We start from the raw sequence: 19,124 nt of genomic DNA on the forward strand, positions 1-19,124 counted from the left end.
CACGTGAAACATTTATAATAATTTAATCTAATGTTTCACGTGAAACATTAGATATTAGCTGACATAAGTTTAGGAGGGAATAGAAGAGTTGGAAGCTTTAATTAATATAATAAATGAAAATATGAACTATATAATAATAGCTTTATTAGTAATGATATTATTACTTTTTATTATAGTAATTTCATTAATGGTAACTACTAGAAAACTTAAAAAGAAATATAAAAGACTTACTAGAGGAGTTAATAATAAAAATTTAGAAGAACTTATTATTTCAAAATTTAATGAGGTCGATAAAGCATCAGCTAAAGCAGATGAAGCTATCAACCAATGTAAGATTATTAAAGACGAAATAAAGGGATGCGTTAATAAAGTTTCTGTTATTAGATATAAAGCCTTTTCTGATATAGGAAGCGATTTGAGTTTCTCAATAGCAATTTTAGACTCTTATAATGATGGAGTTATAATTACTGGAATATACTCTAGACAAGATAGCATTACATATGCAAAACCTGTAGATAAAGGTATATCTAGATATGAGTTATCAGAAGAAGAAACATATGTGTTAAATGATGCAATTAATAAAAAATAATATTAGAAGAGCTATTCAATCTAGGATAGCTCTTTTATATTTATAGAATAATATTAAAATTTATATTTGGCTAAAGGATTAGTTCTTTTCTTAATATAACTCAATTAAAAGTACAATATATATACGGTAGTGTTATTTAGTTCATTAATATATTATCTGAGCTATCCATAAGCCTATTAATGAAATAAAATATACCATTGGTTATGCAATCAGCTAAGGACATAACTGTAAATAGCCTTGTGTTTTGTAATATAAGAAATTCATAATTACTAGCTATATTTACGATACCAGTAATACTCAAATCTCCTATAGGGGGTAAATTTTTATTAACAGCAAGACCAGGAAAAATAGGAGCTTTATCAATAAAGACTTTTCCAATATTATTAATGCTTCCAAGGCAGGAATCAATAGCAACAATATAAGGATTTTTAAATGTGGATTTAATTTTAGAAATTATATCTATTAAATTTTTAGAATGTATTGGTGATTCTAAAGTGCCATAAATAAAAATATTTAGTTGAGATAAGTTTTTAAAATGATTTTTTGATTTATATCCAATTAAGGGACCTAAAGAATCACCAGTACATCTATCAGTACCTATACAAATAAATATAATTTCTCTATTTGATTTATATACATCAACTAATTCTTTATATAAGAAATTTCCAATTTTAATATGTGAATTTGGAAATAGGGAATCTACATTAAATTTATCTACTGTCATTTAAAAGCCTCCTTTATTGAAATTATTGACAATAAAGGAGGCTAGTATTCACTTTACAATTTTATTTATAGAATTAATAGTATATTCTATATCTTCTTTAGAATTAAAATAACCTAAACTTAATCTTACTGTGCCAGTTGGAAAGCTTCCAATAGTTTTATGAGCTAAAGGTGCACAATGAAGACCAGAACGGTTTTTTATTCCAAAATCTGAATCAAGAACAAAGGATAATTCAGCAGTATCAATATTTTTAGCGTTAAAAGACACACAAGAAGTGTAATTTTTACTGTTAGTATCTTCATATAAAACAATACCATTAATATTTTTTAATTCTGAAACTAGTAGGTTTCTTAAAAATTTATTTTTTTCATAAATAGTTTTTAGACCTTGAGATTCTATAAATTTTACACCTTCCATTAAACCGATTATTCCAGGCATATTAAGAGTACCTGATTCAAATTTATCAGGTAGAAATTCAGGTTGCATAAGGGAATGAGATAAACTTCCAGTACCTCCAAACATATAAGGCTTACAAATTTCATTTAATTCGTCACTTATAATAAAACCTCCTATACCTTGAGGGCCAAAAAGGCTTTTATGACCAGTAAATGCTAAAGCACTTAGATTAAGTTCATTAAAATCAAGGTCTAAGACTCCTGCTCCTTGAGCTGTATCTAATATAAAGTGTATGTTATTATCTCTACATAGCTCACCTATTTTTTTAATAGGTTGAATACTTCCTGTTACATTAGAGGCTTGAGTTATTATTATATACTTTGTATTTGGTTTTATTGCATTTTGAAAATCATCTATATTTATAAATCCAAAAGGATCAGCATTTATTATATCTAATTCAATAACACCTAAATTTTTTAAATTTATTAATGGCCTAAGAACAGAATTGTGTTCCATAGAAGAAGTTATAATATGGTCACCATTTCTTAAACAACCATTAATTAATATATTAAGAGAAGTAGTTATATTATTTGTAAAAATAACATTTTCTATTTTATTAAAATTAAAAAAACTAGCAAGTGTTTCTCTAGCTTCTAGTAATAATCTATTGGATTGCAATCCATTATCATGATTTGAACGTCCAGGATTACCACCTATATTTGTTAAAAAATTATATATGCTATCTATTACATTTTTAGGCTTAGGAAATGTAGTGCTAGCATTATCTAAATATATGTTATTCATGAAAATAACTCCTTTATAAAAATATTAAACTATAATAAAATTATAAAGTATATTATATTCATTTACAAAAATATATATAATATAATTAAATGTAAAATATATAAAACTAGGAGGAGAAGATGAATTATTATATTATAGTTTTTAAAAATACTTTAGATGCGATGAATGGAGAAAAGTCTTTAAAGGAAGAAAATTTTATTTTTAAAATGATGCCAACTCCAACAGCAATAACTCAAAGTTGTGGAATTTGCATAAGAATAGAAGAAAAAAAATACATAGATGAAATAATTGAAAGGAATATTATCAGTTATAAAAACATTTATATTAAGGAAGAGAATGTTTTTAAAAAAGTTATATAGGAGAGCAGTTATATGAATTACTTAACATGGGTCACAAAAAGTGTAAATGAAGCAACAGGTAAAGTTTCTTATAATTTCAATTGGGATAAAGCTTTAGATAGTGCATTTAATTTAATTGAAATAATAATTAGCAAAGGTCTATATCTTATATTATTAATAATAGCTATGTATGCAATTATTAAGATAGGTAATAAGGCTATAGATAAATTTGTTACCAATCAATCAAATAGTAAATTAAGCTTTTCAATGGATAAACAAAAAGCTATTACGGTTGGAGCAATACTTAAGAGTATATTAAAGTATGCAGTATATATTTCAGCAGCAGCTATAGTAATAGGAAGTACTTTTAAAGTTTCTGCTGGAGTTTTAAGCGCTATAGGTTTTGTAGTAGGTATAGGAGCTCAAAGCTTAGTAAGAGATATAATAAACGGATTTTTTATAATTTTTGAAGACCAATATGGTGTTGGAGATTATGTGACTATAGATGCTTATAGTGGTGTTGTAGAAAATATTGGTATAAGATCTACTGCTCTAAGAGATTTCAGTGGCGATATACATAATTTACCTAATGGATCTGTAACTGAAGTTACTAATCATTCAAGAGGTGATATGAGATTTATAGTTGATGTAGAAATTGCATATGAAGAAGATATTGATAATACAATTAACATTATTAAAAATACTTGCAAGAATTTTGAAAAAGATAATAAAGATACGTTAAGAAATGAAATAGAAGTTTTAGGGGTTATTTCATTGAATGCATCTGGAGTAACTATAAGAGTTGTTGGTAAGGCAAAACCTATGTCTCAATGGAAGTTGGAAAGAGATTTAAGAAAAGATATTAAGATAGCATTAGATAAAGCAGGAGTTGAAATTCCATATCCAAAGACACAGTTAATAAAAAAAGATATTGATTAATTTTAGGAGGTATATATGATAGATAATTTTGATTTAGGTGATATTGTTGAAATGAAAAAACAGCATCCATGTGGTAGTAAGGAATTTGAAGTCATTAGATTAGGTGCAGACATAAAAATTAAATGTACAGGATGTGGAAGAATAGTAATGCTTCCAAGAAGTAAATTCCAAAAAGATGCTAAGAAAAAAGTGACTTAATGGCAAATTTAAATAATATCTTGCAAAGAATATAAAAAAATGTTAGAATATTTAATTGTAATCCCTGCTGTGTAGAGCACAGCCAAGGTCCGAGGGGAGGAGGTGAAAATGATGAGAAAGTACGAAACTATATTTATACTACACCCATCATTAGACGAGGAAGCTTGTAAGGCTGCAATCGAAAAATTTAAAGGTGTAATAGAAAATGGTGGAGGAACTATAGAAAATGTTGACGTTTGGGGTAAGAGAAAGCTTGCTTACGAAATCGCAAAGGTTAACGAAGGTTTCTATACATTAATCAACTTCAATGCTGATGCAGAATTACCTAAAGAATTAGACAGAGTATTCAGAATTACTGATGGTGTTATAAGACACATCATAGTTAAACAAGAAGCGTAAGAGGTGATATTGTTATGAATAAAGTAATACTTATTGGAAGACTAACTAAAGATCCAGAGTTAAACTTTGCTGCTGGAAGTGGTACTGCAGTTACTAGATTTAGTTTAGCAGTAACAAGACCTTTCAAAAAGGATGAAACTGATTTTATTAATTGTATTGCTTTTGGTAAAACTGGTGAAACAATAGCACAATATCTTACAAAGGGCAGACAACTTGCTGTTACTGGAAGCATTAGAACTGGTAGTTATGATGCTAAGGATGGAACTAAGAGATATACAACTGATGTAGTTGTAGATTCATTTGAATTCATTGGATCAAGTAACAACGGTGGTGCTGGAAGAGATCAAAATTCATATAATAATGGATTTGGTTCTTCAAATATGGGTTCTGATTATTCAAATTCATCAAGTAACTTTGGTGGAAATTTCGAGGAAGATATGACTCCTGTAGATGATGGAGATATGCCTTTCTAAAAAGTCTAAAAAAAGGAGGGAATTAGCATGAAAGATATGAAGAGATCTGGAAAAATGAGAAGATCTAAGAGAAAAGTTTGTGCTTTTTGCGTAGATAAAGCTGAAACAATAGATTATAAAGATATTACTAAGCTAAGAAAGTTCGTAACTGAAAGAGGTAAGATATTACCAAGAAGAATTTCTGGAACTTGCGCTAAGCATCAAAGAGAATTAACAAGTGCTATAAAGAGATCAAGAAATATAGCATTATTACCATTTACAACTGAGTAAAGTAATTAACCCCTGTTATTTCAGGGGTTTTTTGTTATACTAATACACTATTATTTTTACAAAATATGTAAATAAATTTATAAGTTGTTGCATTAAAAGTCAAATATATTTAAAATATATACAAGGGTATTAGTATAGGGGTGGGAAGATTGAAGAGAGATGATTTAAATATAATGGCCAATATAAAAATGATAGAAAAATTAAAAGCAAACCTTTTAAGTATAATAGCTGAATTTTATCATTTATTAACTAAAGGAAGTAATGTAGCTCAAGATGCTATTTTAAATTGTATATCAGGAGCTGTAATTATTTTATATGTTTTAGCTCAAAAGCTTGGATATTCATGCAAAGATGTTGATGATGATATGAAGAAAAAAATACAATTAGGAATTGCTGAAGAGCATGAATATGAAAGTGATGGAAGGAGCTTAAGTAAACTTCAATTACATTTAAAGGAGCACCATTAATATTATGAAATGGAATGAGTTATATAAAAAAAGGCTTAATAGAATTAAATCTATAGTTATACCAATTATCTTTGTAGTGGCTTGCATAGCATTATATTATATAAAGAGTATTTATTTAGGGAGTTTTTTACTAGTATTATTTACAATATTTATCATTGCAGATTATTTAAATAAGAAAAAAATAGAGAATAGCTTAGAAAATAATGTAGAAAAGATTAAAGAAGAAATTAAAGAAAAAATTATCAAGGATATTGATAACAATATTTTTAATCTAGTATTTCCACTTGCTATAATAAAGGAGTCAGGAGAAATTTTTTGGTATAATAAACAATTTAAGAAATTTACACCACAGGAAGATCCTTTAGGACTAAATGTAGTAAGCATTGCAAGAGGGTTGAATTTATCAAGATTACTTACATGTGATAGAGACTTACATCAAAAAATAAAAATAATTGATTCATTTTACAAAATATATGCTAGTAAAATAGATGATAATAATTTAGAAGAAAATTTATATATAGTTTATTTTAACGATATTGGAGGAAATAAAAATATAGAAAGTACAAAAGAAAGCATAATGATTATTGAGGTCGATAACTTGTCTGAAATATTAGAAACTACCATGGAAAGCGATAGACCTATGCTAGTTGCAGAAGTAGAAAAGACTATAAATGCATATGCTCAAAGACTTAAGGCTATGATAACTAAGTATGATTCTAATAAGTATATACTATCAGTTCAAGATAAGTATATAGATGAAGAAATAAACAATAAGTTTTCTATTCTAGAAGAGGTATCTGAAATAGATAGAGGAAATAAGTTTGAAGTTACATTAAGTATAGGAGTAGGAAGAGGAGGAACCTGCCCTTTGGAAAATAATTCCTTTGCGAGTTCAGCTAAAGAGTTAGCATTAGGTAGAGGTGGAGATCAAGTAGTAATAAAAAATAATGAGAAAATTAAATTCTTTGGAGGTAATACAAGAGAAATAGAAAAAAGAACTAGAGTTAGAGCTAGGATTATTTCTCATACTTTAAAAGAGTTAATATATGAAAGTAGCAATGTATTTATCATTGGACATAAAAATCCTGATATGGATTGCTTTGGTTCATCTATAGGATTATCAGCTGTTATTAGACAATTAGGTAAGAGTTGTAATATAATATTAGGAAATGAAACAGCAGCAATAGATTATTTTTTATCTAAGTTAAAGAAAGATTCAAGATATGATAAGCTTTTTATATCATTAGAAGATGCTTATGAACAAATTAATGAAAAAACATTATTTATAATAGTTGATGTTCATAATTCAGGATATATATTAGATAGAGAAATATTAGATAAGGCTCAAAGAAAAATAATTATTGACCATCATAGACGAAGTCCAGATATAGTTGAGGGAACAATATTAAATTATATTGAAGTATATGCTTCATCAACATCTGAAATGGTAACAGAAGTCATTCAATATATGGTACAAAAACCTAACTTAACCAAGTTAGAAGCTGAGGGATTACTTGCAGGAATATTTATGGATACTAAAGGATTTTCCTTTAAAACTGGAGTAAGAACTTTTGATGCTGCTTCATTCTTAAGATCTTTAGGAGCAGATACAATAGAAGTTAAGAAGATGTTTATGGATAATCTTGATGATTATTTAGTGATAGCTGATACAATAAAATCAGCAGAAGTTTACGGGAATCTGGCTATAGCAGTAACACCGAAGGGAGTACAAAAATCCTTTATGGCTGCAAGAGCAGCAGATGAGTTATTGAATATAGCTGGAATTAATATATGTTTCGTATTAATAGAAATAAATAACAATATAGTAATTAGTGCTAGGTCTATAGGAGAATATAATGTTCAAGTAATTCTTGAAGAATTAGGTGGTGGAGGCCATATGAATATGGCTGGAGCACAAATAAGTAATGTATCAATAGACGAAGCAAAAAAAATACTTAAAAAATCAATAGAAAAACATTTGAAGGTTGGTGAATAACATGAAGGTAATATTATTACAAGATGTTAAAAAATTAGGTAAAAAAGGTGATGTTATAGAAGCATCAGATGGATATGCAAGAAATTTTTTATTTCCTAGGAAATTAGCTGAAGAAGCAACTGCTGCAAACATGCATGTATTAAATGCTAAGAAGGAAAATGAAAGAAAGAAAAAATTAGCAGAATTAGAAGCAGCACAAAAATTAGCAGCTGAATTAAAGGGAAAAGAAGTTAAAATTGAAGCTAAAGGTAATAATGGAAGATTGTTTGGAGCTATAACAAGCAAAGATGTAGCAGAATTAATCAATAAAGAATATAAGTTATCAATAGATAAAAAGAAAATTGTTATGGATACAATAAAGGTTGCAGGTAGTTATGATATAGAAATTAAATTATATCCAGAGGTATCTACTAAGATGAAAGTAATCATTGTAGAGCAATCATAAGGAGGACTAAGTTTGAAGACTTACGATGAAACAAACATAGAAAGTTTATTAGACAGTGGGTTATCTTTAGATGCACAAGCTAATGTGATAAATCAGATATTAAATAACGTATTAGATGAGGGAGCAGTAAGAGCTAGAATTGTAAGATTTAAATTACAAAAGTATATAAACTCTACTAATATATGTGAAAGAATATATGCTTTAAACGTAATAGCTTCAGATGGAAAAGGGGAAAAGGTAGTTCCAAATGAAGAAGAATTACGAGGTGTATTAGAAGATACTATTTACTATATATCAGAAAATATAGCAAGAAAGTATGTCCAAAATAAGATTGAGACACAGGTTGAAAAGGCACTTCAAGATAGGCAAGATAAATTTATGGATGATATTAAGTTGTCTATAATAAGAAAACAAAAGGGACCTGAAAGCTCAAAGACAACAAAGAAGTTAGAAAAATTAGAAGAATTAGATGCAAAGAAAATAAATAAAAATCTTATGAGCCTTTTAAGACCAGAAACCTTTGAGGAAATTGTTGGTCAAGAAAGAGCTATAAAATCTTTAATTTCAAAAATGTCATCGCCATATCCACAACATATAATTTTATATGGTCCACCTGGAGTTGGTAAAACTTCAGCAGCCAGACTTGCACTAGAAGAAGCAAAAAAATTAAAATTTACACCTTTTGATGAAGAATCAAAGTTTGTTGAGGTGGATGGAACTACTTTAAGATGGGACCCAAGAGAAATTACCAATCCTTTATTAGGATCAGTACATGACCCAATTTATCAAGGAAGTAAAAAGGACTTAGCAGAAATTGGAGTTCCAGAACCTAAGACAGGTTTAGTAACTGAAGCTCATGGAGGAGTTTTATTTATTGATGAAATTGGAGAATTAGATGAAATCCTTCAAAATAAGCTATTAAAGGTTTTAGAAGATAAGAGAGTTGAATATTCATCTTCATATTATGATCCAGATGATGAAAATACTCCAGGATATATAAAATATCTCTTTGAAAAAGGAGCTCCAGCAGATTTTGTATTAATAGGAGCAACAACTAAAGATCCAAGCAAAATAAATCCTGCTCTAAGATCTAGATGTACAGAAGTATATTTTGAACCATTATCAGTAACAGATATTATTGGTATAATAGAAAATGCAGCAAAAAAATTAAATGTAAGCTTAGAAGATGGTGTTGCTGAACTTATAAGTAGATATACAATTGAAGGTAGAAAGGCTGTAAATATATTAGCAGATGCTTATGGATATTCACTATATAACTCTAGGGAAAAAAGTGAAACTATTACATTAAAAGATGTTGAAGAAGTTATATCTATAGGTAGATATGTACCATTTGAATCCTTTGATGATTTGGAAAGCTATGAAGTAGGTCACACTTATGGCCTAGGGGTAAGTGGATTTTTAGGCTCAACATTAGAAATTGAAACTGTGGTTTTTGAATCAAAGAAGCCGGGAATGGGAACTGTTAAATTTAATGATACAGCAGGTTCTATGGCGAAGGATTCTGTATTTAATGCAGCATCAGTAATTAGAAGAATAACTGATAAGGATATTAAAGATTACGATGTTCATGTAAATATAGTAGGTGGTGGAAGGATAGATGGTCCATCAGCTGGTGCAGCTATAACTGTTTCTATAATCAGTGCTTTATTAGACAAACCAATTAGGCAAGATGTGGCGATAACTGGAGAAATATCATTAAGAGGAAAAGTAAAACCAGTAGGTGGCATTTTTGAAAAAATCTATGGAGCAAGAAGAAAGGGAATAAAGCTTGTAATTATTCCTAAAGCGAATGAAAAGGAAATCCCATTAGATTTAAATGATATAGAAGTTAAAGCTATAAGTACAATTGAAGAATTAATGGAAATAGTATTTGAAAAATAAAATAAATTAAGAGCTGATAAATATTAATTGAGCTAACTTGATAGGATAATAACAAGAAATCAATACAATACTTATCAGCTTTTTTCTAGTGAGAAATTTTGATATAATATATTTATTATAAAAAGGAAGGAGGTTACAAATTGGATACACCAATAATGAGAAGCTTGCCTCAAAGCTTAGAAGCAGAACAATCTGTTATTGGAGCAATGATAATAGATAAAAGTGCAATAGCAAAAGCTTTAGAAAAGTTAAATGAGGAAGATTTTTATAGAGATGGTCATAAAGTTATATTTAAAGCTATTAGGGAAATGTTCTCTAAAGATATGGCTGTTGACCTTGTAACCTTGTTAGAATACCTAAAATCAACAGATAAGTTAGAAAAAGCAGGTGGAGTTACTTATATATCAGAAGTAAGTTCATCAGTAATTACAACGGCAAACTTAGAGGCATATATATCAATAGTAGAAGATAAGTCAACTTTAAGAAAATTAATTAGATCTGCCACTAGCATAATAGAAGAAAGTTATAATAAACAAGATAGAGTAGATGAAGTTTTAGACTTAGCTCAAAAGAAGATATTTGATTTAGCAGAAAAACAAGGGTCTAATGATTATGAACCATTATCTAATGTATTAGAAAGGGGCTTTTTAGAAATTGAAAGGCTATTTAATAATAAAGGGTCTATAACTGGAGTTGGTTCAGGAATAAGAGACTTAGATGCAAAAACATCAGGATTTCAAAAAGGAGATATGGTGCTTATTGCTGCCAGACCATCTATGGGAAAAACAACATTCTCTTTGAATATTGCAGAAAATGCAGCCTTAAGAGAAGGAAAAAGTGTAGTTATTTTTTCTTTGGAAATGTCAAAGGAACAATTAGCTTATAAATTACTTTGTTCAGAAGCAAATGTAGATATGCTAAAGCTTAGAACAGGTAATTTAGATGATGATGATTGGGAGAGAATAGCAAGAGCTACTGGGCCTTTATCTAAGGCTAAAATATACATAGATGATACTGCTGGTCTTAGTGTAATGGAAATGAGATCAAAATGTAGAAAAATAAAAATGGAGCATGGAATAGATATGATATTAATTGACTATCTTCAATTAATGAGTGGTAGTTCAGGCAGTGAAAGTAGGCAACAAGAAGTATCAGAAATATCTAGATCCATAAAAGCTTTAGCAAAGGAAATGGAGTGTCCTGTTATAGCTTTATCACAATTATCTCGTGCACCAGAACAAAGAGCAGATCATAGACCGATGTTATCTGATTTAAGGGAATCAGGATCTATTGAGCAAGATGCTGACGTTGTTATGTTCTTATATAGAGATGAATATTATAACAAGGAAACTGAAGATAAAAATATAGGTGAATGTATAATAGCTAAGCAAAGAAACGGCCCAGTTGGAACAGTTAAGATGGCATGGATTGGAGCTCATAGTAAGTTTGCTAACTTAGAGCTAGTTTATAAAGAATAATTAAAAAAATGCCATAAACAAATCAAAATTAATAATGAAAAATGTAAAATATATTTCCTATTATTTTATAAGAAATTAATATTTTTTACATTATACATTTTTAATAATGGAGCTGTTACAACAGCTCCATTATTTTTAGCTTTTAAGAATTTTTAAGTAGATATAATTAGCTTGTACAGAATTTTCTAAGGTATTAATATCTACTTCATTTAAATAAAACATTCTTTTAAAACTTAATAAGTTATTATACTTATTTCTTAAGGAGAGGTTTAAAATAAGAAAGTTATTTATGTGTTTCACAATTATTTCTTCTTTGGTTAAATCCTGCAGAAAAATATAAATATCATAAAAATTTTTTTTATCAATAACTTTTATAATAGGATTTTTAGATTTATTGATTGAGTTAATTTCTATTATATTATCTTTCATAACTATCCCTCCTTATAAATAGTTTGTATTATATTAATAAAGCTATCCTATGAGTATAATGGAGAAGTTCATAAATTATAAAAAACTAAGCAATTTATTTATAATAAAAAATAATAAGGAAGTGAAGGAAATGAATAAAAAGATAGGTTTCATAGGTTGTGGTAATATGGGAAAAGCCATTCTTACAGGAATATTATCATCTAGTGAAGTAGCTAATGATAATATTTATGTATCTACTAAAAGTGATAAATCAAGAAAAAGTATTGAAGAGGAATTCAAGGTTAAAACTACATTAAATAGTAATGAGGTTGCTAAGTTTTCAGACATATTATTTTTAGCAATTAAGCCAAATGTTTTTAAGGAAGTATTATTAGACATAAAAGACCATATAAATAAAAATGCTATTATTATATCTATTGCTGCTGGAATATCAATGGATAATATGGAAGAATGGCTTGGAGATGACTATAAGATAGTTAGAACTATGCCTAATACGCCAGCATTAGTAGGAGAAGCTATTTCAGCTATTTATCCTAATAAGAATTTAAAAGAAAATGAAATTGAAGAAGTATGTAAAATTTTTAAAATGTTTGGCCAATATGAGATATTAGAAGAAAAATATTTTCATGGATTCATTGCATTATGTGGATCTTCTCCAGCCTATGTATTTATGTTTATAGAAGCTATGGCGGATGCAGCTGTTAAACTTGGTATACCAAGAAGTAAAGCTTATAAAATGGCAGAACAAGCTATTTTAGGCTCTGCAAAGCTTGCTTTAGAGACAGGTAAACATCCAGGAGAACTAAAGGATATGGTTTGCTCACCAGCTGGAACAACAATTGATGCTGTAGTAGAGCTTGAAAATGGTGGATTTAGAAGTACCATAATTAAAGCTTTAGAAAAGTGCGCTGAAAAATCTAAAAATATGTAGTTATGATAAATAGTAGAGTGCTTATGATATGGGATGCAATCCTAGTCAACGCACTCTACTATTTATTAATTAAGAATTAAAATAAATAATGTTTGTACCCTAGATAAATATTTTAAAGTTTTGATACGCCTGTTTTTATTGCAGTATCTCTAACTGCATTTGAAACTGCCTTTTGAACGCTTAAGTCAAAGGCCTTTGGTAATATAAAATCATAATCTAAATCTTCTTCTTTAACTGAGTTTGCAATTGCATATGCTGCAGCAATCTTCATTTCTTCATTAATATCACTAGCTCTAACGTCTAAAGCACCTCTAAATATTCCAGGAAAAGCAAGTACATTATTAACTTGATTTGGAAAGTCAGATCTTCCTGTACCTATTACTTTTATTCCTGCTTCTTTTGCAACATCTGGGAAGATTTCTGGAGTAGGATTTGCCATAGCAAATACAATTGCATCTTTATTCATCGTAAGAGCCATTTCTTTACTTACTAAGTTTGGAGCAGAAACTCCAATAAAAACATCTGCATTTACTAAAGCATCTTTTAAATTTCCTTTTATATTTTCTTTATTAGTAATTAAAGATAATTCTTTCATAGAATCATTTATATTTTCCATATCCTTATTTATTATTCCATTTTTGTCGCAAATAATTATATTTTTAGCTCCAAAGGAAAGTAATAATTTACAAATTGCAGTTCCTGCTGAGCCTGCGCCATTTATAACTATTTTTATATTTTCAATTTCTTTTCGTACAAGCTTTAAAGCATTTATTAAGCCTGCTAAAACTACTATAGCAGTACCATGTTGATCATCATGAAAAACAGGAATATCTAATTTTTCTTTAAGTTTCTTTTCTATTTCAAAGCATCTAGGTGCAGATATATCTTCAAGATTTATTCCACCTAAAGAGGGTGATATTCTGATAATAGTTTCTACTATTTCATCAACATTTTTAGTATTTAACACGATTGGAAATGCATCTACATCTGCAAATTCTTTAAATAATATTGATTTACCTTCCATAACAGGTAATGAAGCTAAAGGTCCAATATCTCCTAAACCTAAAACTGCAGTACCATCTGAAATAACAGCCACAGTATTCCATTTTCTTGTGTAAGTGTAAGCTAAATCAGGATTTTTATGTATTTCTCTGCAGGGTTCAGCAACTCCAGGGGTATATGCTAGGCTTAAGTCTTTTTCGTTATTAATCTTACAATTTGATTTAATTTGATATTTACCTCTTATTTTAGCATGATATTTAAGGGATTCTTCGTAGATATTCATAAAAATACTCCTTTATTTATTTATTCATATTTTAATTATACGAATTATATAAATATAATGCAAAAAAATATTCGCAAAGAAGTTGAAAGTTTATTTTTAGTTTGCTAATATTGTATTTGGAGATTAATTTAAATTAATTTTATTAATGAGGGCTGTAAAGTCCTTAGGCAGGGAGGCAAATTAATGTCAGCATTTGTTGTTTTAGGTGCCCAATGGGGCGATGAAGGAAAAGGAAAAATGACTGATTATCTAGCTGAAGAAGCAGAGGTAATAGTTAGATTTCAAGGTGGAAATAATGCAGGCCATACTGTTGAAGTAGGTGAAAAGCAATATAAACTTCATTTAATACCATCAGGAATACTACATGATAATAAGCTAAATATAATTGGTAATGGAGTAGTAGTTGATCCAAAAGCCTTATTCACAGAAATAGATTATCTTGAAGCAGAAGGTGTTAAGGTTACACCAAGTAAGCTTATCATAAGTGATAGAGCTCATGTTATAATGCCTTATCATAAGGTGCTAGATAAACTTAAGGAAAAAGCAAGAGGAAAAAATGATATAGGAACAACAGGAAAAGGAATAGGACCTTGTTATACTGATAAATTTGAAAGATCTGGAATTAGAGTTTGTGATTTAATAGATGAAGAAGTTTTTAAAGAAAAACTTAAAGAAAATATTGAATTTAAAAATAAATACATAGTTAATGTTCTTGGCGGAGAGGCATTAAATTATGATGAAATACTAAAAGAATATTTAAAACTTGCAGAAAGATTAAGACCATATGTTCAAGATACGTCTGTAAGATTATATGATGAAATTAAGCAAGATAAAAATATATTATTTGAAGGGGCACAAGGAATGCTTCTTGATATAGACTATGGAACATATCCATATGTAACTTCTTCAAACACAACTGCTTGTGGTGTAGCAAGTGGATCAGGAATTGGACCAACTATGATTACTAATGCAGTAGGTATAGCAAAAGCATATACTACAAGAGTTGGTAAGGGACCTTTCCCTACTGAATTAGATAACGAAATAGGTGAATGGATTAGAGAAAAGGGACATGAGTATGGAGTAACTACAGGAAGATCAAGAAGATGTGGATGGCTTGATGCAGTTATTTTAAAAACAACAGTAAGAGTTTCAGGATTAACATCATTATGTGTTACTAAGATAGATACTTTAGCTGGCCTTGAAAAGTTAAAAATTTGTGTAGGATATAAGTTTGATAATAAAGTTATAGATTATTTCCCAGCAAGCTTAAATGACTTAGCAAAATGTGAACCTATATACGAAGAGTTTGATGGATGGGGAGATGAAGTAGCTGATGCTAGAAGCTATGAAGAATTACCTGAAAATGCTAAGAAATACCTAGCTAGAATTGAAGAACTTACTGGAACAAAGATTTCTATTATAGGTGTTGGGCCTAGAAGAGATCAAACTATAAGAGTTACAAAAGAACTTTAAAATCAATATAAAAAAGAGAATTATAAAACAGGTAAAATCTGATTTATAATTCTCTTTTTACTTTATAAAATTATAAGTAAAAAGTATTTATACAATAGAAGAATGAATAATTAGAATTTCCAAGAGCTTTTACTAAAGAACTTTTTTCAATTATACAAACACTTATCCAGATAAGTAAAATTATTGTAAAAGTATTATAAATAGTAAAATGTTGTGATAAAATATAAATATAAAAATATAATAATAAGGGGTGATTTTATGGAGGAAAGAAAAAATAACTTATTTGTGACGGAAATCTTATCTAGGGCATTTAATTTATGTAAAGATAATTTTTTAGAAATTCTTAAAGTTATAGGAATATTTATGGCACCGGCACTTATAATACCATTAATATTATTTTATTCAATATTTGCAACTGCATTACTTAGGTCTTCTCTTATGTATTCTTATTCATATCCAGACACATTTTTAGATAATATGTTCGCTGGCATAGGCATAGGAGCTGTAGTAGGCTTTATGTTACTATCAATCATTATGGGACTTTTATCTTTATTTGGAACTTTAGTAATAATTAAATTACTAGATGATGCCAATAAGGGGAATGAAGTTAGCTGGAGATCAGCAACAAGTTATGTATGGGATAGAAAATGGAGAGCTTTAGGGCTAAATATACTAGTTTGGCTTATGCTTGTAGTAGGAATGATTGCTATTATGATTTTATTTGTAATATTATCATTTTTAACATTAGGAATAGGACTTTTTATTTTTATTCCATTATTCATAGTAATAGTATTACTTATAGTCCCTTCAATGAATTTATTTAATTCAACCTTTTTAATTAATGATTTAGGAATTATAGATTCAATAAGAGAAACTTTCCTTTTATTTAGAAAAGGATATTTTTGGTCAACAGTTGGAAGATTAGCAGCCATTTCTGGTATCTTCTTTGGTATAATGATAATATTAAGTATACTTGATATTATTCCATTTATTGGATTTATACTAATGATAGTAGGAGAATGCGCAGTAACAGTATATATAACTGCTTATATAAATGTATTCGTCCTAGATAGAAATAAGCCAAATATAGATAGCTTTGCTGGAGATAATAATTCAGGCGAAAACTTTATAGATCCAATTATTTAAATTATATAAAGGAGCTGTCAAAACAGCTCCTTTATTAGCAGGAGGTATTCTTATGGGGAAGGCTTATGAAAAAGAATATGAATTACATTATTATGATGTAGATAAAAATTTAGAAGGAAATATGTCAACCATAATAAATATATTATCTGATATAGGAACAAGGCAATCTGAAGAGTTAGGATCAGGTATGAAAGAATTAATGAAAGAAAATATGACATGGGTATTTTATAATTACCATGTAAAAATATTTAGAAATCCTAAATATGGAGAAAAGCTAAAGGTAAAGACTGAACCGGTTGGGTTTAAGAAGTTCTACGCATTAAGAAATTATGAAATAAAAGATAATCATGGAAATGTTATAGTTACTGCAAATGCAATATTTCTATTAATTAACTTAGAAAAGAGAAGAATGATGAGAATTCCAGAAGCTCAATATGAAGTATATGGAGTTCAAGGAGATATAAAGGGAGAATTTAAGATACCTAGAATTGAAGCAATAAATGAATACAAATATAAAGATACATTTAAGGTTAGATATACAGATATAGATTCAAATCAACATGTTAATAATACTAAATATGTTGATTGGGCAATTGAAACTTTACCAGAAGAAATAGTAAATAATTATTCTTTAGATGAAATTAAGGTGACATTTGAAAAGGAATGTAAATATGGAGATACAGTTAATGTATATACTGATATAAGAGAACAAGAAGATGGATCATTAATAAGTATACATAAGATAGAAACTTTAGATAAGAAGGAATTAACCAGGCTAATTGGTTGTTGGAAGAGAGACGAATATATTTAATTTACTATATGACATTATTATTATTATAATTGACAAAAAACTCTTTCATTATATAAGGAGATAGGTATTACATTCTAGGCTACCTAATAAATTTTAGGTTACCTAGAATGTAATATCCGTATCCTTTTTTATTTAATAATATTTGATGCTATGCTTTTAGATACCATATGACCAGAACTCCAAGCCCATTGAAGGTTGAATCCACCACAATCTCCATCAACGTCTAATATTTCACCACAGAAATATAAATCTTTTACTAACTTAGATTCTAATGTAGAAGAATCTACTTCCTTAGTATTTATCCCACCGATAGTAACTTGAGCTTGATTAAAGCCATTAGTGTCAATACATTTAAATTTCCAAGACTTTAATATATTAATTATATTTCTTTTATCGCTCCAATTTAATTCATAACAAGGCATATGAAGGTTTGATATCCCTGATGCTTTTAAAACTGTAGAAATTAGTTTTTTATTAATAATTCCTATAAGAGAATCAATAATAGGTCTATGTGAAAACATAGCAAAGTGGCCTTCAAGAAAGTTTTCTACATCATTAATATCTTCATTAGGTAGCATATCTACTAAAATTTCTACATTTTTATTATTAAGTAATGCCTTTGATGCATGACCTGATAGTTGAAGAATTGGAGGTCCTGATATACCGTAATCTGTAAATAATATTTCTCCAAATTCTTTTCTTATAGTTTTTCCATTAACTAATAATGTAGCATATCCATCAAATTTTACACCTGATATTGATTTTAAATAAGGATTATCTAATTTTAGTTGAACTATTCCAGGAATAGTTTCTACAACTGTATGGCCTAAAGATTTTGCTAGAGTATATCCTGATCCATCGGAGCCAGTTTTAACAGCTGATTTTCCTCCACAAGCTAAAATCAATTTATTACATGTGAATAACTTTTTTTCTTCGTTATTTGTGGATAACTTAAAAACTTTCTTCTTGTGGATATCTTTTACTTTGCAATCTGTGTATAAAGGTATACCTCTATCTTCAATTGAAAATCTTAATATATCAACTACTGAAGAGGCTTGAAGAGACTTAGGATACATTTTTCCGTTCTTTAACTCTACAATAGGAAGACCTAGAGATAAGAAAAAATTCTCTGTGTCGCCTACTCCAAAACCAGATAGAACTTTAGAAAAAAATCCCGAATTTTCGCTATGGTATGAAAGAAAGGGAAATGAAATAGTTTTATTAGAAATATTACAACGTCCATTTCCTGTAGTTAATATTTTTTTGCCTATTCTATCAGTTCCTTCTACTATTGCTACATCTAAACCATAATCTTTAGCTGTAATTGCAGCCATTAACCCTGACGCACCGCCACCTATTATAATTAAATCATGATGAATCATAAAAAAACTCCTTAAAAAATTTATTTTGAAATTTCGTATAATAGAATTATAATATATTTATAAAGAATATTTAACAAGTTTAACTAAGCTAAAGATCAATAAAATACTAGGTTTTAAATGATTTTATTAGTATGAATTTAAAAATTAAAAAAAAGTTATGAAAAAGTGTTGACACTATATTAAAATTTATGTATTATAGTTAATGTGCTCGCCGACAGAAAGGCAAGCACGGGCGACAAACAAAAAAGT

21 protein-coding genes are annotated in these 19,124 nt (G+C 28.4%); 16 read left to right on the forward strand and 5 right to left on the reverse strand.

The window, feature by feature from the left end; genetic code table 11:
• The first annotated feature begins 88 nt into the window (after positions 1-88).
• Entirely contained in the window at positions 89-589 is a 501-nt protein-coding gene (locus ACQRD5_RS10470) for a DUF4446 family protein (RefSeq protein WP_291628896.1), read from the forward strand.
• Between the two features lie 136 nt (positions 590-725).
• Here the strand turns inward: ACQRD5_RS10470 and yyaC are convergent, their stop codons facing one another.
• Together yyaC and ACQRD5_RS10480 are read right to left on the reverse strand one after the other, a co-directional pair.
• Positions 726-1,313: a spore protease YyaC gene (gene yyaC, locus ACQRD5_RS10475; protein WP_291628894.1), complete on the reverse strand. Its 588-nt coding sequence runs from the start codon at positions 1,311-1,313 to the stop codon at positions 726-728.
• Positions 1,314-1,361: 48 nt separating this feature from the next.
• The gene (locus ACQRD5_RS10480; protein WP_291628892.1) at positions 1,362-2,513 is read right to left on the reverse strand and encodes an aminotransferase class V-fold PLP-dependent enzyme; all 1,152 of its coding nucleotides are present in this window, start codon (positions 2,511-2,513) and stop codon (positions 1,362-1,364) included.
• A gap of 119 nt (positions 2,514-2,632) precedes the next feature.
• Between ACQRD5_RS10480 and ACQRD5_RS10485 the strand changes: the two genes are divergently transcribed.
• The 11 genes from ACQRD5_RS10485 (at position 2,633) to ACQRD5_RS10535 (ending at position 11,418) form a co-directional block, all read left to right on the forward strand.
• The gene (locus ACQRD5_RS10485; protein ID WP_291628891.1) at positions 2,633-2,872 is read left to right on the forward strand and encodes a DUF3343 domain-containing protein; all 240 of its coding nucleotides are present in this window, start codon (positions 2,633-2,635) and stop codon (positions 2,870-2,872) included.
• A gap of 12 nt (positions 2,873-2,884) precedes the next feature.
• On the forward strand, positions 2,885-3,790 hold the full coding sequence (locus ACQRD5_RS10490; RefSeq protein ID WP_427746784.1) for a mechanosensitive ion channel family protein: 906 nt from the start codon (positions 2,885-2,887) through the stop codon (positions 3,788-3,790).
• Positions 3,791-3,805: 15 nt separating this feature from the next.
• A complete protein-coding gene (locus tag ACQRD5_RS10495) occupies positions 3,806-3,988 on the forward strand; it encodes a DUF951 domain-containing protein (RefSeq protein ID WP_291628889.1) in 183 nt (60 codons plus the stop codon).
• Between the two features lie 111 nt (positions 3,989-4,099).
• Positions 4,100-4,387 (forward strand): 30S ribosomal protein S6, encoded by a 288-nt coding sequence (gene rpsF / locus ACQRD5_RS10500; protein ID WP_291628934.1) that lies wholly within the window; start codon positions 4,100-4,102, stop codon positions 4,385-4,387.
• Between the two features lie 14 nt (positions 4,388-4,401).
• Positions 4,402-4,860, forward strand: a complete 459-nt coding sequence (locus ACQRD5_RS10505; RefSeq protein WP_291628888.1) for a single-stranded DNA-binding protein — start codon at positions 4,402-4,404, stop codon at positions 4,858-4,860.
• Between the two features lie 27 nt (positions 4,861-4,887).
• Entirely contained in the window at positions 4,888-5,130 is a 243-nt protein-coding gene (gene rpsR, locus ACQRD5_RS10510; protein WP_291628887.1) for a 30S ribosomal protein S18, read from the forward strand.
• A gap of 149 nt (positions 5,131-5,279) precedes the next feature.
• On the forward strand, positions 5,280-5,597 hold the full coding sequence (locus ACQRD5_RS10515; RefSeq protein ID WP_291628886.1) for a MazG-like family protein: 318 nt from the start codon (positions 5,280-5,282) through the stop codon (positions 5,595-5,597).
• 4 nt (positions 5,598-5,601) lie between these two features.
• On the forward strand, positions 5,602-7,593 hold the full coding sequence (locus ACQRD5_RS10520) for a DHH family phosphoesterase (RefSeq protein ID WP_291628884.1): 1,992 nt from the start codon (positions 5,602-5,604) through the stop codon (positions 7,591-7,593).
• A 1-nt stretch (position 7,594) separates the two neighbouring features.
• Positions 7,595-8,038 carry a 50S ribosomal protein L9 gene (gene rplI, locus ACQRD5_RS10525; RefSeq protein ID WP_291628882.1) on the forward strand — a complete coding sequence of 148 codons (444 nt, stop codon included), beginning with the start codon at positions 7,595-7,597 and terminating at the stop codon, positions 8,036-8,038.
• 12 nt (positions 8,039-8,050) lie between these two features.
• A complete protein-coding gene (gene lonC / locus ACQRD5_RS10530) occupies positions 8,051-9,940 on the forward strand; it encodes a Lon family ATP-dependent protease (protein ID WP_291628881.1) in 1,890 nt (629 codons plus the stop codon).
• A 140-nt stretch (positions 9,941-10,080) separates the two neighbouring features.
• On the forward strand, positions 10,081-11,418 hold the full coding sequence (locus ACQRD5_RS10535) for a replicative DNA helicase (RefSeq protein ID WP_291628878.1): 1,338 nt from the start codon (positions 10,081-10,083) through the stop codon (positions 11,416-11,418).
• Positions 11,419-11,553: 135 nt separating this feature from the next.
• On the opposite strand, the gene ACQRD5_RS10540 is transcribed toward ACQRD5_RS10535, so the two are convergent.
• The gene (locus ACQRD5_RS10540) at positions 11,554-11,847 is read right to left on the reverse strand and encodes a hypothetical protein (RefSeq protein WP_291628875.1); all 294 of its coding nucleotides are present in this window, start codon (positions 11,845-11,847) and stop codon (positions 11,554-11,556) included.
• A gap of 130 nt (positions 11,848-11,977) precedes the next feature.
• Between ACQRD5_RS10540 and proC the strand changes: the two genes are divergently transcribed.
• On the forward strand, positions 11,978-12,778 hold the full coding sequence (gene proC, locus ACQRD5_RS10545) for a pyrroline-5-carboxylate reductase (RefSeq protein WP_291628873.1): 801 nt from the start codon (positions 11,978-11,980) through the stop codon (positions 12,776-12,778).
• A gap of 112 nt (positions 12,779-12,890) precedes the next feature.
• On the opposite strand, the gene ACQRD5_RS10550 is transcribed toward proC, so the two are convergent.
• Entirely contained in the window at positions 12,891-14,063 is a 1,173-nt protein-coding gene (locus ACQRD5_RS10550) for an NAD(P)-dependent malic enzyme (RefSeq protein ID WP_291628871.1), read from the reverse strand.
• Between the two features lie 183 nt (positions 14,064-14,246).
• Between ACQRD5_RS10550 and ACQRD5_RS10555 the strand changes: the two genes are divergently transcribed.
• From ACQRD5_RS10555 to ACQRD5_RS10565, 3 genes are all read left to right on the forward strand, one after another.
• Positions 14,247-15,536, forward strand: coding sequence for an adenylosuccinate synthase (locus ACQRD5_RS10555; RefSeq protein WP_294170041.1), 1,290 nt, complete (start codon positions 14,247-14,249; stop codon positions 15,534-15,536).
• 258 nt (positions 15,537-15,794) lie between these two features.
• The gene (locus ACQRD5_RS10560; RefSeq protein WP_427746785.1) at positions 15,795-16,682 is read left to right on the forward strand and encodes a hypothetical protein; all 888 of its coding nucleotides are present in this window, start codon (positions 15,795-15,797) and stop codon (positions 16,680-16,682) included.
• A gap of 52 nt (positions 16,683-16,734) precedes the next feature.
• A complete protein-coding gene (locus ACQRD5_RS10565) occupies positions 16,735-17,493 on the forward strand; it encodes an acyl-[acyl-carrier-protein] thioesterase (protein WP_294170044.1) in 759 nt (252 codons plus the stop codon).
• Between the two features lie 128 nt (positions 17,494-17,621).
• Here ACQRD5_RS10565 and ACQRD5_RS10570 read toward each other — a convergent pair whose 3' ends face one another.
• Positions 17,622-18,875 carry an NAD(P)/FAD-dependent oxidoreductase gene (locus ACQRD5_RS10570; protein ID WP_294170046.1) on the reverse strand — a complete coding sequence of 418 codons (1,254 nt, stop codon included), beginning with the start codon at positions 18,873-18,875 and terminating at the stop codon, positions 17,622-17,624.
• Positions 18,876-19,124: the final 249 nt, after the last annotated feature.

Source organism: Clostridium sp. SGI.024 (assembly GCF_050315195.1).
Lineage (GTDB): Bacteria > Bacillota > Clostridia > Clostridiales > Clostridiaceae > Clostridium.